The sequence below is a fragment of the Paracerasibacillus soli genome (assembly GCF_042432965.1).
GTDB classification, from domain to species: Bacteria; Bacillota; Bacilli; order Bacillales; family Amphibacillaceae; genus Paracerasibacillus; species Paracerasibacillus soli.
The window spans coordinates 55,485-70,030 of record NZ_JBHLWL010000062.1 but is presented as its reverse complement, the minus strand read 5'-3'; the positions used below and the strand labels follow the sequence as shown (position 1 = coordinate 70,030).

The following is a 14,546-nucleotide window of genomic DNA, read 5'->3' as shown; positions in this document are numbered from 1 at the left end:
AGCTAAACCTCATTTTCTATTTTTCTAATCATGTTTTCATTGAAAACTATTTTTCCTAATGAGAATAAAAAAGTTAAAGCTAAATATAAGATTCTCTCAATATTTAGGTTTATTGTGATTCCTTGTTTGTCGGAAAACTCAAGAAATAACTGATCCACATGTTTACTTTTTGTATCTATAAGTTCATATAATACCTTTGCTGTAAATAATACATTCTCTTCAACAGAGCGGTATTTTGATAATAAAAAGTAATTCATTTTATCATTAGTCACCTCACTCTTTTTTGATTCTCTGTATTTCTCTAAAGAAATACATTCATTTCCAAAAGAAAGCGTACGATTCTTTTTCACAAAATTTACAACAGAATATCTGAGTACCTCACTCGTATCTTGAATTGATAAACTGTTCATTGCTCAACGCACCTTTTATCTTCATTAAAAATATCGCATTCATATATACTCCATGCAGTAAGTATCTTCACATACTTCTTCGTAACTAGTTTGGAATATGGAAATAAATTTTCATTCTCTTGAATTATTTGGTCAATTATACAGTTAAAAATCTCATCTCCATTGTCATATTTATTATGATATTCAAGATATTTATCTATAATAATATCTGCAATAAGATCCTTTTTCTCAGAACTAACATATGCTGTGGATTCCATAATGCTATATATAGTTCCAAAATAACGGGAAAATCTATCAAATCTTTTTTGAAAAGTAGCGCTACACTTCATATTATAAAACTTATTATCTAATTCAACCTTATTGTCTAAGTTGCTTCTAGTCGGCCCTTCAAAATCTAATTTTTCATGAAAATCAATTATAAATTGTTTGAATTCATTCTCATCTATCTCCTCGTTATCAATAGATAAGTTATCTTCATCTATTTTCAACTCTATTTCTTTTGAAAGTCTTTCCAATTTAAATTCCAGTTTTCCATGCTTTGTTCTTCTACTTACTTGATTATTAACGGACCAATAATCATCAGAAGTATTCCAAATATGATAACATGCTGTAGCATCACCATTATCTAGATTAATATCTACAATTACAAATCCTGGAACTGCATATTCATCTGAAAATATGGCACCGCTTGTCAATTCAATAAATGGATTATCACTAGTATTTATAGTTATATTGTGAGATGGATCATGAACATGTCCCGAAATATATAAATCAATATCACCATCATCAAAATTCGCCTGTATAGTTTTTCTTTCACCATATTCAATACATCCCAATGTATGGTGCCCGATTGCAATATTCAATTTCTTTTCATCTTTTTTAGCGGATAATTCCTGAATAGATTCGTAAAATCGCCTTTTTCCTATTAGTAAATTTCCTTCTTCTCCACTTTTATCTGAAATCAGACAGGTATTAATTGATAATATGTTGTATTTATCCGAACTTTTGATAAAATGCAATTTTTCACTTGGATAATCTATTCCCAAAAATTCTTTATAAAAAGTAAAGAAATCTGATTGAGCATTTATTAATGTTTGGTAAGTTTCATCTTGTAATTTATCAAGTTTATCAGATGGCGAAGGATCTCTTAAAATACTATCTATAACTAGAGTTCTTATTTCATCCCTTTTGAGATCATGATTCCCAGGTATAAGATGAACATCTTTTTTTGTAATATTAATAGCACTCACAATATCATTTAAGAATTTCTTAACTTCATAATTATAAGGACCACCTTTATTGGCAATGTCACCAGTTATCAGTAAGAAATCAATTTCTCCATCTTTTCTTAATTCTACAACATATTTGATTAATTCAGTTCTCATCTTTAGTGTATTATAGTTATCATTATGAAAATGTATATCTGTTAATTGCAAAAATCTCAAGTTCAATACCTTTCCTCCCCCTTTAAGCTCCTTTAGCATAAAAATAAAAGTATACTGTCCCATCAATTATACTATATCTATCACCTTAATGGCCTAAAACTACGCTATAATTTAATCTAAACATACTATACAAAGTGTACCATCTAAGCGCCTATAATTCTATTGAACAGGTTCAATAGCACATCTTTTACACCACTAGCATTAAATACCAATCCTACTGCAACCAATGCAACAATTAAAAAGCCTATCAATTTAGAGAACTCTCGTTTAAAGCCTAAATAAATACCAATTACTACGATTGCCATTAATACCAATGATTGTGCATTACTTAAAAACCAGTTGTATAAATTTTGTCCAAAGTTCATCTTACATTTCTCCTTCCACATTCTAATATTTTGTCACTTGACGCAAACATTCAATAAACCATAAAACGATACCGCCCAGGATTGTAATAAAAATGTATTTCAAAATTTTCATGGAATTGCTCCGATCCATCATTTAATGACATCTTCTGTTTTAAGCGCCTGCTGCATCAATAATTGTTGATGTCGTTTGGTTAACTTCGCTTGATCTAACATATCTTGAATCACAGTTGTTTGATTGATTTCATCTAGTTTAGTTGCCAGTTTCCAAGTAGGGGCTACTTGACGTGCCAACCATCTAAGTGTTTTATCGAATGTGTAAGGTTCAGGTTTTGTTGTTAAATAAATTTTTCTGTTTTCACCTAAATCTAAAAAATGCTGCCACTCTGCATTCATTGGCCAACTACTTCGCCGTTTTTTCTCATCTTTATCAACAAATCGAATATATCGGTTAATAATGGAAAAGGCTGTTCGTCCCGCATCTTCATACGTCATTAAATCAACAACTGCATGATAGGCACGATCATTTTTTAATCGAATTTCAAAACGGTTTTTTATGTCTGTATCTTCAAGTGAAACGCCGTGTTTCACGTATTGTTCATAATCTTTTTCATACACACAAAAATACACATCACTTTTCAAAGAACCGATATATAATGTATTTCCCATATCACGTTTTTCTTCTCCATGAACTAATTCGCCAGACCGATAACTTTTAAAGCTACGGAATACAGAAATACATTCTTCATCTCGACATTTGTTTGTGAGGAACGGAATATCCAAAATGCCTGTCTTATCATTGATCGCAAGGTCAACCCGTTTAAAGACACCATTTACTCGAAATACATCCATGAAAAAATCAAACCATGTACGTTTCTGAGCTAGTAGGAAACTTTCAAATTGCCGACATCCTTTTCCTTTCAGTTCAAGTAAACAGCCTTTATCCTCATCTGGCGAAACCATAACGACAATATCGCCAAAGACATATTGTTCCACGTAAGAATAAAACGCATAATCCTCATGGATCATATACTCCATTTTTAACCGTAAGATTTCTTCAATAACTGGCTTCGGGTTTGTTGTTAAAAAACGTATTCGCACGTAATCAAATAAAATTTCGAGTGGTGCTTCGGGATTAAATTGTTCTAAAATATCGAACATTGCATTTTGTAAGGTTTGAGTCGGTGTCATTTTTCCATTTTCAATTTCACTAATATACTGCCTTGAAATTCCTACATGTACCGCTAATTTATTTTGCGATACGCCATATGCCAGTCGTTTTTCTTTTAATTGTTGATACCAAGGTACTTCATTCATGTGCATTCCTCCCAACAGAAAAAAGATGTCAACTAAAGGCTAATAGCTGACATCTTCGTAATATGACCTAAACACTTGTTGCATCAGGGTTTCTGTGCTTTTGAAACAGTTTCTTATTGTTTTTCTACCCCCCTGTTAGAAACGGGGGGTAAAGCGTGGCTGTCGCCACGCAGGCTTTGCCCAGCACAGCGGCTTACGCTTCGCACGCCGCCGCACTGGGCAGCCTTCATTGAGCTAGTTTCTGTTTCTCTATCTCTTTTAAAAAGTCATGATCCTTTGGCACAAGTGGTGTGTAAAATTCAGTAATGACATTATCTCCTTTATCGACGTATCCACGTCCTTTAATTTGTTTTAAGAAAAATTGTTTTTGCACGTCGCTTCCAAACATCATGCCATATCCTAGCTCTGACATTCTTCCTAAAGCAACACGAAAATTAAATTGATCACGAATTCCATCGCCTAAATACTTTGCATCTGGCCGCTGACAGGCAAGAATAAGAAAGAAGCCGGCTTGACGACCTAACATCACAATCTGTTTTAGTTTCGTTAATACCGCTGTACTTTCTTTAGACGCAAGCATTTCCATAAAAGCCACGTATTCGTCAAAAACTAAAAAGTGGGGAGGTAAACCCAAATACGCATAATTTTCTCCTGTTTTATATCCCTGCATTTGTTTCATTTCTTCACTTCGAGCCATCATATCTTCATAAAATTGATCAATACTTGCCATCATGTCTTCCTTTTTATAATAGACATCAGGCATAACGGTACTTAGATCGGCTAAATCAGCATTTTTCGGATCTAAAATATATAACTTCGCATTGGTTTTTAAAAGTGCTTCAATCAACGTAAGAATAAAATACGTTTTTCCGCCACCTGTTCCGCCAGCAATCAACATATGTGGCAGCTGATCATAATCCCAATCCATTGCCTTCATGAGCTTTAAACGACCGTTTTGCGCAATGACTTCATCAATCGAAATACGGTTCGCAATCATATCATAAAAAAGCACATACTCTACATAGGAATCATGTAATTCTTTTGACACTAATTCACAATACAAGCCACTTTCTAGCTTCTTTTCTAAATTTAACAATGGCTCTTGATATTTACCAAGTGTTATTTCTACTTGAATATGAATCATGCCTTTTTCATACTGATAATACATCTTTGGAAAATGACTGATTTTTTCCTTTGCCTTACTAGATGGGATATCTTTGAAAAATCCTTCATTTATCACTTGTTTTGTTTCATACCACTGATTGTCTAAAATCATCTTTGCGAGCTTTTGACGATGCATCAACTGTTTTAGATGGTTGTAACGATACCGATAATAAACAAAAGCACAAATTGCCACCATGACCAAACTAATGATTAATGAAGTGAATCCATACGTACTTACAAAGTGAGTTTGAAATGGAACAACTTCCCATGTTGTTGAAAGCAAAAAATTTACATGAAAAGGGATAAAGAAAACGAGCCATACACCAAACAGTCCAAAGAAGATAAATTGAAAAAAGAGAGAGGCGTCACTTGGTCGAATTCGCTTCCCTCTTTTTCGGTAAAATTTCATTATTTATCTTTGGATGGAGTGGATTTTTGAGTATTAGTGCCTGGCGATGCTGTTTTCCCTTTTAAAATTAAATCATCTGCCTTGATATACCAATCCACATCCGCACCACGAAAGGTTGCGTTTGCGACTGTATCTGCGACAGGATTAATTAGTTCCACTTCCGCATTATAATCAAGGTCTTTTAATGGAACAGAAGCAGGAATACTCACCTGGATCATACGTCCTTGTTCACGAGACTTTAAATCATAGGTGCGTTCTTTTACTTCCGTTGATACTGTACCATCTTCGTTTTGTAAAAAGACTTCTCGACGTAATGAAGAAAACTTTAATAATCCGAATGTCTTTTCTTTATCAATCACAATTCCTTCTGCTAATCTCATGTTTTTTCCTCCTTATGCTTTGACCATGTCGTCAGCATGTAAAATGTATTTTGTAAAACCACGATCACCAATTTTATAGCCTTCAGCAGTGATTTTAGCATTGACTAACTTCACTTTTTCTTCATGTTCAAAAAACTTTTCTCCTGCTTCTTGCGGCAAAATCACCTCAATATCATCTGCACGTTGAATATCAGAGTACAGATTATAACTACGTGCAAGTGTTGTCATGCGACCATTTATACGACGTTGTTCCACCTTACCTTCACCAGCATATTCTAAATTCCCAAACGTTTTTTCCATATTTGGAATGACATATTTTAGTTCCATTATATAAACCTCTCTTCTTGTTTTAATTTATGTTGTTTATAAGTAAGCAAGGGGAGAGGGGAGGGGAACGGGAAAAATACTCTTTCATTTATCAATCACTCCTATGCTTCTTGTAGTCGATAATCCACACGTCCATAAATTACACACCAAAAAACAACCATGGTTTCTTCATTTTTATCACGTATCAATTTTCCATGAGGAAAAAACGGAAAATCTTCAATCTCTATCTCATTCAAAACAAAATGATCTTCAATCCAATCCATTACTTTTGCTTCAATTTCTTCCATAGAAATCACACACCACCTTATTTTGGGCAATAAAAAAGTATGACAGATAGAATTTGTTATACGTTAGTTTCGTTCTATTTATAAAACTTCTGCAATACCAGCCATAATATATTCCGCACATGGTACCGCAATCGTATTTCCAATTGCTTTATATCTCGCATAATCACTAATCGCTTCACCTTTGTTCCCTAAAGCTGTCCAGCCTTCTGGCAAACCCATTAAACGTTCGCATTCTAATGGCGTAAGTTGCCGAATATAGCCTTCATTTTCTTTCCCTTCGTACCAAAAAGAAAAGTTATTGACTGATCCCGCTAACAAAGTAGGGAAGGGATCGTTTGTTTTTCCGAAACTTCCATGAAATCCTTTTTTATTTCTTTCTTTGGCTGTACTTCGCATGCGTCTTTCTTGAAAGGGTCGGACGACGGGTATTTTCCACCTTGCTTTTTGAGAAGATATTCTACTGGTAGTGGGGGAGGACAGCCTGCTCTCTCCGCTAGACGTAAAAACCGATTGCAAATCGCGGGCTTTAAATAATATTTCTGTGGCACGTGTTCCTCCAAAATCTGCCACGAGGAAAATACGTCTTCTTCTTTGAGCGAGTGTGGGCTTTCCCCAATATTGGGCATCCAACAATCGCCAGGCGATATCAACATCATTCCCTCGGACCATTCCAACGTTTGCCCAGACTCCAGAAGTAGGCATTGGAATTTCGGTATTTGTGAACGATTCAAGCACGGCCTTAAAATCCAGCCTGTTATTTGATGAAAAAGCTCCCATGACGTTTTCCCAAACAGCGATAACTGGATATGTTCCATTCGTTGCACACCTCATTTCTTCTATAATTCGTATTGCATGATAAAATAAACTGGATTGACTTCCAGTAAGACCTTCTCGTTTACCAATATTAGATAAGTTTTGACAAGGTGAACCAAATGTAATGATATGAACGGGTGGAATTTCCCCACCATTTACTTTTGTAATATCTCCTAAATGAATCATGTTAGGAAAGTGTCGTTTTGTAATAGAGATAGGTGCTTTTTCAATCTCACTTGCCCATATTGGATTAATTCCAAAACGGGAAGCAGAGAGGGGGAAGACACCAATTCCATCAAAAAGGCTACCGATTTTAAAATTTGTGTTATAATTCTTTTTAGACGTGTAATCTAACATATATTTCACCTCTAATTTTAAAAATCATTTGTAGGTGAAACCATCCAAATGAATTCAATATAATTATTTAAAGTTACAAAAATATGGGAAGTAATTTTAAGTTTTTTAATAAACTTTCGCATAAAAAAAGACGCTTCAATTGAAACGTCTCTTGTAAAAGATATCAAAATTTTATAGTGATAACTCTGAATTGCGATTTGCATTTATTGCATTAAAATTGCATTATTTTAATTTTTTATATCAATTTATATAGATTGATACTTCTTTAAAACCCTTTATAATCAATGATATTGCTCTATATATAACACCGTGAAAGTAGAGTGGGAGTAGGAACCTAAAATTCGAATGATTAAAAGTGCTGAAAAAACAGTAATATCAGCGGTTTGGAAGTTATCCGTTTGGAAAGGGCTGTTCACCCACAACAATTTTATTTTAAAATGAGACTCTCTTTTATTCACATTATTTGTGGAAAAGGAGGGTCTTTTTTATGACTAAAATTACAGAGTTACTGGATGATTTTAAACTGAATCAACAAATTCAAGGGAGGAAGCCAAAATATGTTGAAATTTGTTCATGGCGACTTAAACGCTGGAATGAATTTATGCAAATAGAGCTTTCTGTTGAGGAAGCAGAAGATGTAAAAGCAATCCATATTAAAAGGTATATCCAACATCGTTAACAATTAGCAACATTAATGATTTGTTTTCCCCATTTAAACTTTTATATAAAGGGCGGAATAAGAGAAGGACATTCCACGTATTCCTATTAGAAAATATAATTGATAGTAGATTCAACTGATATAGGTGTTACAATTGTAATCAAATAGGATGCTGGGGTGGTGTTGAAGTTGAAAGAGACGAAATTATTAACGCAGACAAAGATGTCGGAATTAGTAGGATGGTCCGAAGCAAATGGAAGAAGATGGGTGGGGAGATTTAAAGGGTATATACCAAGGGTTACCATTAATAACAAGATAATGTACAACAGAGAATCCCTTAGAATTATGAAGTTCTTTAAGAGAATGAGTGATAATGGTTTTACGATGGAGGAAGTTAATAGTATTTTAGAAAAGGATAGCTTACCAGCAAATTCCGCTGATGAAGAGAAGCTTTTTATTAAATATAAGAAGCAAGAGAAAAATAATAAGGATTATAATGAGGAAGTTGCAAGAAGTATACCATCATCTAAAGATGTATTAATACCTTATTTAAAAATGATTAGCGATAGAGGAACATACACTGCTAGTGAAATTACGGAAAGGCTAGTAAAGTTTTATAATTTAAACGAGGCTCAACGTTTAATGAGGTATGAAGGAGGAAGTGATTCTATATTTCTTAGTAGGATTAGGAGTGTAAGATATAGTTTAAAGAAAGAAGGTTATATCGAGGAAGTAAATAAATTAACATATAAGATAACAGAACATGGCATTACACTTCTGAATGAAAGTATAAATGAAATTAAAGATGAGATAGAGGAATTAGAAAAAGTTGTTGATCCATTAACTGTAGTTAATGATAAAATAGATGAATTGGAGAATGAATTGGCAGGTACACTGCTAAAACAGTTAAGAAGCATTCATTGGATGAAGTTTGAGGATATAGTTGTTGAATTGCTAACAACAATGGGATACGGTGATGGCCAAGTAACTAAGCGTAGCAATGATGAGGGAGTAGACGGTATTATTAAAGAAGATAAGCTTGGATTAGACAATATCTATATCCAAGCAAAACGATATAATATTAATAACCCTATTGGTAGGGAAGCTGTTCAAAGTTTCTCTGGTGCATTAGATGCTAAAGGAGCTAGAAAGGGAGTTTTTATCACTACCTCACGATTTACTGAGAATGCAAGGAATTACGCAGAGAGACTTGAATCGATGTCTAAAAAAATAATTTTGATTGATGGTAAGGAACTATCAAAATTAATGATTATGTATAATGTGGGTGTAAATGTTAAGAAGACATTCTTAGTTAAAGATATAGATTATGATTACTTTAAAGATGAATGATTTATTAGTTTGTCTTAGTTTAATAGGAACGCAATCGGAAAACAACCTTTTATTAGGGTCGTCTTTAAGATATAAATAGCGATTAACGAATGTGACCAATAAGTGGACAGTAACACGACTAATTGAACAATGGTAATAAATGATATGTAACAAACTAAATAGAAAACATGATTGACAAAGCAAAATTTCACGTGTAAGATAACAACATACGTTAGATAGAATACTAGGTATTAGTGTTTAATTTAATTAAATATTTTGCGTATAATTTCGGGGATATGGCCCAAAAGTTTCTACCGGACTACCGTAAATAGTCTGACTACGCAGGTATAGTAACTCACAAATAAATGATGTATTACGTAAAGGGCTATGTAACTAGTAGTCTGTTTCACCGTTGGATAAAATAGGTGAAATGGAATACTTAGTTATTACGGTACTTCTATTTATTTTGATTACTTTTTCCTTGCATAGTAAATTCGGTAGCACTTTTGGTCGTTCAACGATCAAAAGTGCTTTTTTAATGTTTAAAAATTATTGGGCTATGAATAGTTGGATAGCGATAGTAGCTATATCTAGCTCCAGTGCCTAACGACTAGCGGACTTCCTAAGCCTTCGTACGATAAGTCAACATCTGTGCTTTTCAGTCGCCGTGTTTCCTTTATCTTCTATGGCTTAGTCTAGTCTGTACATCGTTAACTGGCACTTACGTTATTGCTCAATACAAAAAACAGGGAGGAAAAAGCAGCATGAAGAAATACTTTCAGTTTGAGGAATTAGGGACAAATTATCGGACGGAGTTTATGGCAGGTTTAACAACATTTCTAGCGATGGCTTACATATTATTTGTTAATCCTACTACACTATCTCTAGAGGGAATCGACTTACCGGCTGGCATAACTGGTATGGATAAAGGTGCAGTGTTTACCGCAACCGCTATTGCCGCGGCAATTGGTACATTATTTATGGGGGTTATTGCTCGTTACCCAATTGGATTAGCACCGGGAATGGGATTGAACGCCTTCTTTGCGTATACTGTTGTGTTAGGTTATGGCATACCTTGGCAAACTGCTTTATCTGGTGTATTAGTTTCTGGACTTATATTTATTGTTCTATCACTATCAGGTTTACGAGAAATGATTATTAATGCAATTCCAGCTAATTTAAAAATGGCTGTAGGAGCGGGTATTGGATTATTTATTGCTTTTATCGGTTTCCAAAATGCTGGAATTATAGTTGGTAATGATGCGACGTTGGTTGCGATTGGTGACTTGTCCTCATCTTCTACACTGCTAGCAATTTTTGGACTTGTCGTGTCGGTTATTTTATTAACACTTGGTGTTCGTGGTGGAATTTTTTACGGCATGATTATTACTTCTATTGCCGGGATGATTGTAGGTTTAATTGCCCCACCTACTAGTATTGGGCATATAGTCGGAGAAGTACCAAGTTTAGCACCGACATTTGGTCAGGCGTTTAGCCATTTTGGTGATATTTTTACATTGCAGATGTTGGTCGTTATTTTAACCTTTTTATTTGTTGATTTCTTTGATACCGCTGGAACATTAGTTGCAGTTGCTACACAGGCAGGTTTAATGAAAGATAATAAATTACCGCGTGCAGGTAGAGCATTATTTGCTGATTCAGCCGCAACCGTAGCTGGTGCAGTAGTCGGAACATCGACTACCACTTCTTATGTAGAATCAACAGCGGGTGTTGGTGCAGGAGGCCGTACAGGTTTTGCTTCCGTTGTAACAGCAGGGTTTTTCCTATTAGCATTATTTTTCTCACCTTTACTAGGTGTCATTACATCAGAAGTTACCGCGCCTGCGCTTATTATTGTCGGAGTCTTAATGTCGAGCTCCTTGAAAAATATCGAATGGGATCAATTTGAAATTGCCGTTCCAGCATTTTTAACAATTGTTGCGATGCCACTTACATATAGTATTGCAACAGGAATCGCAATTGGATTTGTTTTTTATCCAATCACTATGATTTTAAAAGGTCGGATTAAAGAAGTACATCCAATTATGTATTTGTTATTTGCTATATTTGTTTTGTATTTTATCTTTTTAACGTAAGGAAGCTTTAAGGATTTTTAAAATCGTGTTGAGACATACTAGATTGTAGCATTCGCATCACAGGTGGAAGAATGATATATACGAAAATTAACCTTATTTTTCGCTAAGGGATTATCCAGACAGGCTGCTATAGAAAATAAAATAAAATGAACACGCAATGCATATTCACATTACGTGTTCATTTTTGTTGTTTTCTAATTACTAAAAAGAATATCCCATGATTGTCTCGATTTATGAAGATTATGTCATTACAGCTATTTGATGTTTATGATCTACCTTTCAATGGTAGTTGATCTTCTTTGGTATAGGAAATGACATAATAGATAATAAAACTAATTGTTCCAATAGCACTTAGTGACCCTAATATATTATATAATGCGGTTCCGCCAAAGGAATCTAGTAAAGTTCCGCCTAAAAGGGAGCCGATAATTCCTGAAACCCCAAAAAACACAGAGTAAAATAGTAAATGCCCTGTAGATTGTAGTACCTTTGGAATTAAGCGGGTGACATAATCAAGGGAAGCAGTATAAAAGATTCCAAATGTTAGTCCGTGTAAAACTTGTAACGCAATGATGTGATATGGATTGTTGATTGCGCCATATATAAACCAGCGTACGCTATACAAGGCTCCGGCAATAATAATAAAGAATACTGGTCGGAACTTCCGAAACCAAAATCCTGCCAAAGCGAAAACAGCTGCTTCACTCATTACCCCAACAAACCAACCCATACCTACTAAACTTTCTTTTCCGCCTAATTGTGCAATATACAGTCCAATGAAACTATCATTTGCACGGTGTCCAATTGTTAAAAACATCATCAGGATGAGGAAGATAATAAACGGTTTATTCGTTACTAATTGCTTAATATCCTTTAGTTGAACAGGTTCTGATTCTACCTTTACATCTTCCAATTTGAGGACAACGAGTAACGCCATCGTACCAAATAATAAATATGGCCAAATCATATATTGTATACCGACTTGCGTAAGTACTTCACCAATAATTAAGGAAGATGTTGCAAATCCAATTGATCCCCACATCCGAATGGATCCAAATGGAACTCGTAGTTCGTCTGCTCTTCTTTGGGCTAAACTATCTCCTAGTGCGCCAATAGGGGTTGTGAAAAAGTAAAAAATTGCTCCCATGATGAGGATAGCTGTTAAGCCATTCATTTGGAAAAATAGAACACTACTAAATAATAGGCCAATCAAACAAATTAAAATCATTCGTTTCACGGTCTTATATTTATCGCTCATGTACCCCCAAAATGGCTGTGAAAAAATGGAGGCAAGCGGACCAATAGCGAGAACCCAGCCAATTTCTACCCCATTTAACCCTTTATATCTTAAATAAAGTGGTAAATAACTAAGAATAATAGTATTTGTCGCATGAAAACTAAATAATAGCATTTTTAATGGAATTAAGCCTTGCTTTGCTTTCGTCAATATGCATACTCCTAACTCGTTGTAACATTGTATATTGTTAACACGAATATAAAGAAAAGAATCAATAGTAGAATTTTGCAACATCCAAATATATATTGTTGAAAATAAATATATGGTGAGGAGAAAATTGATTCTATCGGTTTATATCATGTTGTTTACGTTGATGAAAATGAATAAATATGCCCGCATAAAAACAGACTTGAATATGCTACCAATTTATTTTATCAAGTCTGTTTCGTATATCAAAAGTAATTTTGACAAGCACTACATGTTATTAAATTAAAAATCATCCATTACTCAAAAAAAGATATGTTAAAAGTTTGTAGTTAAGACCACTTTTCTTCTATAAACGTATCACGGCCTGATTTTGCACGATCAGCTTTATATTCATCTTCATTCTTTTTATAAAAGTCTTGGTGGTATTCCTCGGCTGGATAAAATGTTGCGGCCTTTACAATTTCTGTAACAATAGGTTTTAAGAACCTACCACTTTCTGCTAAATCCTTTTTGGACTTTTCTGCTTGCTCTTGCTGTTCTTCATCGTGATAAAAAATGGCTGTACGATAGGAATCTCCGCGATCATGAAATTGTCCACCTGCGTCAGTTGGATCTATTTGTCTCCAGTATACCTCGAGTATTTCTTTATAAGAAATAATTGTAGGATCAAAAGTAATTTCTACCGCTTCATAATGTCCAGAATGACCAGCCTTTACATCTTCATACGTAGGATTATGTACATGCCCGCCTGTATAGCCAGATATGACTTGATGAATACCATCCCATTGATCAAATGGTTTTACCATACACCAAAAACACCCACCAGCAAAGGTTGCTTTATGTAGCTCTGCCATCATCTTCCCTCCTGTTAGCAAAACGCATCTATAATTTAAAAGAGTGAAATTGCCTGCTCATTACGATAAAATAATGCTAGATTTTCTTTTACTATATCATACAATTATAGGAAGTGACTATGATGAACGAACCTTTTGTACATAAAGTTTTTACTGGGAAAGTGAAACAACTTGGTCAAGTAGGAGCAAAAGACCCAATGGATCGTCCGTGGGAAACTGGAATATTTAAAAAGGAAAGAAATGAACAAATTTGGTTAAGTAAAACGGGGCTTCAAGGTGATGAAGTTGGTGATAAAAAGAACCATGGTGGCCCAGAAAAAGCACTATTTGCTTACCCGCTTGGACATTATGCGTTTTGGAAACAAGATTTACAAAATGAAACCATTGATGCAGGAGCTATGGGGGAAAATTTATCAGTTTTAGAGATGGATGAATTTTCGGTATGTATCGGGGATACGTATAAGTTTGGTGATAGTATTATTCAAGTTTCACAACCTCGTCGCCCATGTTGGAGACCCGCTCGAAGGCATAGGGTCGTTGATTTCGCATTAAGAATTCAAAATACAGGGCGCACAGGCTGGTATTTTCGTGTGCTACAGGAGGGGCATATTATATCAGGTATTGATATAGAATTAGTTGAACGCCCATATCCCGAATGGTCTATTGCAGCATGTAACGAGGTGATGTATCTTGATAAAGACAATTTAAGTCGTGCCCTTGATTTAGCTTCATGTGAATTATTGGCTGAAAATTGGCGTGTATCCTTAAAAAAACGTTTGCGAGGTCAAGAGTCATCGTTTGAAAAAAGAGTATTTGGGCCAAATCAATACGAGTGAAAGTGATAAGACCCCTGGCGAAAGAAGCCGGGGTATGCCTTCACATTAGCTTGTCTCG

Annotated in this window: 15 protein-coding genes and 1 riboswitch; of the genes, 4 read left to right on the top strand and 11 right to left on the bottom strand. The window is 34.7% G+C overall.

Features of this window, described 5'->3' with window-relative positions; all coding sequences use genetic code 11:
- Positions 1–2 precede the first annotated feature (2 nt).
- The 9 genes from ACFFIS_RS15825 to ACFFIS_RS15785 form a co-directional block, all read right to left on the bottom strand.
- A complete protein-coding gene (locus tag ACFFIS_RS15825; protein WP_320381420.1) occupies positions 3–410 on the bottom strand; it encodes an ABC-three component system middle component 6 in 408 nt (135 codons plus the stop codon).
- Positions 407–1,861 carry a metallophosphoesterase family protein gene (locus ACFFIS_RS15820; RefSeq protein WP_390188318.1) on the bottom strand — a complete coding sequence of 485 codons (1,455 nt, stop codon included), beginning with the start codon at positions 1,859–1,861 and terminating at the stop codon, positions 407–409. Before ACFFIS_RS15820 ends, ACFFIS_RS15825 begins: the two co-directional genes overlap by 4 nt.
- A 137-nt stretch (positions 1,862–1,998) precedes the next feature.
- A complete protein-coding gene (locus tag ACFFIS_RS15815) occupies positions 1,999–2,220 on the bottom strand; it encodes a hypothetical protein (RefSeq protein WP_050349780.1) in 222 nt (73 codons plus the stop codon).
- A gap of 129 nt (positions 2,221–2,349) precedes the next feature.
- Positions 2,350–3,549 (bottom strand): MobT family relaxase, encoded by a 1,200-nt coding sequence (mobT, locus tag ACFFIS_RS15810; protein ID WP_320381423.1) that lies wholly within the window; start codon positions 3,547–3,549, stop codon positions 2,350–2,352.
- A gap of 211 nt (positions 3,550–3,760) precedes the next feature.
- Positions 3,761–5,107 (bottom strand): FtsK/SpoIIIE domain-containing protein, encoded by a 1,347-nt coding sequence (locus ACFFIS_RS15805; RefSeq protein WP_320381424.1) that lies wholly within the window; start codon positions 5,105–5,107, stop codon positions 3,761–3,763.
- Entirely contained in the window at positions 5,107–5,487 is a 381-nt protein-coding gene (locus ACFFIS_RS15800; RefSeq protein WP_320381425.1) for a YdcP family protein, read from the bottom strand. Before ACFFIS_RS15800 ends, ACFFIS_RS15805 begins: the two co-directional genes overlap by 1 nt.
- A gap of 12 nt (positions 5,488–5,499) precedes the next feature.
- A complete protein-coding gene (locus ACFFIS_RS15795; protein WP_320381426.1) occupies positions 5,500–5,814 on the bottom strand; it encodes a YdcP family protein in 315 nt (104 codons plus the stop codon).
- Between the two features lie 101 nt (positions 5,815–5,915).
- Positions 5,916–6,101 carry a hypothetical protein gene (locus ACFFIS_RS15790; RefSeq protein ID WP_320381427.1) on the bottom strand — a complete coding sequence of 62 codons (186 nt, stop codon included), beginning with the start codon at positions 6,099–6,101 and terminating at the stop codon, positions 5,916–5,918.
- 78 nt (positions 6,102–6,179) lie between these two features.
- Positions 6,180–7,271: a DNA cytosine methyltransferase gene (locus ACFFIS_RS15785; protein WP_390188316.1), complete on the bottom strand. Its 1,092-nt coding sequence runs from the start codon at positions 7,269–7,271 to the stop codon at positions 6,180–6,182.
- 487 nt (positions 7,272–7,758) lie between these two features.
- Between ACFFIS_RS15785 and ACFFIS_RS15780 the strand changes: the two genes are divergently transcribed.
- The 3 genes from ACFFIS_RS15780 to ACFFIS_RS15770 all read left to right on the top strand — a co-directional run bounded on the left by ACFFIS_RS15780 (position 7,759) and on the right by ACFFIS_RS15770 (position 11,354).
- On the top strand, positions 7,759–7,950 hold the full coding sequence (locus ACFFIS_RS15780; RefSeq protein ID WP_320381431.1) for a hypothetical protein: 192 nt from the start codon (positions 7,759–7,761) through the stop codon (positions 7,948–7,950).
- A 168-nt stretch (positions 7,951–8,118) separates the two neighbouring features.
- The gene (locus ACFFIS_RS15775; protein ID WP_390188315.1) at positions 8,119–9,279 is read left to right on the top strand and encodes a restriction endonuclease; all 1,161 of its coding nucleotides are present in this window, start codon (positions 8,119–8,121) and stop codon (positions 9,277–9,279) included.
- Positions 9,280–9,516: 237 nt separating this feature from the next.
- A riboswitch (purine riboswitch) is annotated at positions 9,517–9,618 on the top strand.
- Between the two features lie 404 nt (positions 9,619–10,022).
- Complete coding sequence (locus ACFFIS_RS15770) at positions 10,023–11,354, top strand: NCS2 family permease (protein ID WP_320381434.1); 1,332 nt, start codon at positions 10,023–10,025, stop codon at positions 11,352–11,354.
- Between the two features lie 265 nt (positions 11,355–11,619).
- Here the strand turns inward: ACFFIS_RS15770 and ACFFIS_RS15765 are convergent, their stop codons facing one another.
- A complete protein-coding gene (locus ACFFIS_RS15765; RefSeq protein WP_390188314.1) occupies positions 11,620–12,801 on the bottom strand; it encodes an MFS transporter in 1,182 nt (393 codons plus the stop codon).
- A 326-nt stretch (positions 12,802–13,127) separates the two neighbouring features.
- Positions 13,128–13,652 carry a peptide-methionine (S)-S-oxide reductase MsrA gene (msrA, locus tag ACFFIS_RS15760; protein WP_390188313.1) on the bottom strand — a complete coding sequence of 175 codons (525 nt, stop codon included), beginning with the start codon at positions 13,650–13,652 and terminating at the stop codon, positions 13,128–13,130.
- A 122-nt stretch (positions 13,653–13,774) separates the two neighbouring features.
- On the opposite strand from msrA, the gene ACFFIS_RS15755 reads away from it, so the two are divergent.
- The gene (locus ACFFIS_RS15755; RefSeq protein ID WP_320381435.1) at positions 13,775–14,488 is read left to right on the top strand and encodes an MOSC domain-containing protein; all 714 of its coding nucleotides are present in this window, start codon (positions 13,775–13,777) and stop codon (positions 14,486–14,488) included.
- Positions 14,489–14,546: the final 58 nt, after the last annotated feature.

Bases quoted from the DNA above. Each gene is read 5' to 3' on its own strand.
- ACFFIS_RS15825 (WP_320381420.1), bottom strand. From the start codon at position 410: ATGAACAGTTTATCAATTCAAGATACGAGTGAGGTACTCAGATATTCT.
- ACFFIS_RS15815 (WP_050349780.1), bottom strand. From the start codon at position 2,220: ATGAACTTTGGACAAAATTTATACAACTGGTTTTTAAGTAATGCACAA.
- ACFFIS_RS15805 (WP_320381424.1), bottom strand. From the start codon at position 5,107: ATGAAATTTTACCGAAAAAGAGGGAAGCGAATTCGACCAAGTGACGCC.
- ACFFIS_RS15800 (WP_320381425.1), bottom strand. From the start codon at position 5,487: ATGAGATTAGCAGAAGGAATTGTGATTGATAAAGAAAAGACATTCGGA.
- ACFFIS_RS15795 (WP_320381426.1), bottom strand. From the start codon at position 5,814: ATGGAACTAAAATATGTCATTCCAAATATGGAAAAAACGTTTGGGAAT.
- ACFFIS_RS15790 (WP_320381427.1), bottom strand. From the start codon at position 6,101: ATGGAAGAAATTGAAGCAAAAGTAATGGATTGGATTGAAGATCATTTT.
- ACFFIS_RS15785 (WP_390188316.1), bottom strand. From the start codon at position 7,271: ATGTTAGATTACACGTCTAAAAAGAATTATAACACAAATTTTAAAATC.
- ACFFIS_RS15780 (WP_320381431.1), top strand. From the start codon at position 7,759: ATGACTAAAATTACAGAGTTACTGGATGATTTTAAACTGAATCAACAA.
- ACFFIS_RS15770 (WP_320381434.1), top strand. From the start codon at position 10,023: ATGAAGAAATACTTTCAGTTTGAGGAATTAGGGACAAATTATCGGACG.
- msrA (WP_390188313.1), bottom strand. From the start codon at position 13,652: ATGGCAGAGCTACATAAAGCAACCTTTGCTGGTGGGTGTTTTTGGTGT.
- ACFFIS_RS15755 (WP_320381435.1), top strand. From the start codon at position 13,775: ATGAACGAACCTTTTGTACATAAAGTTTTTACTGGGAAAGTGAAACAA.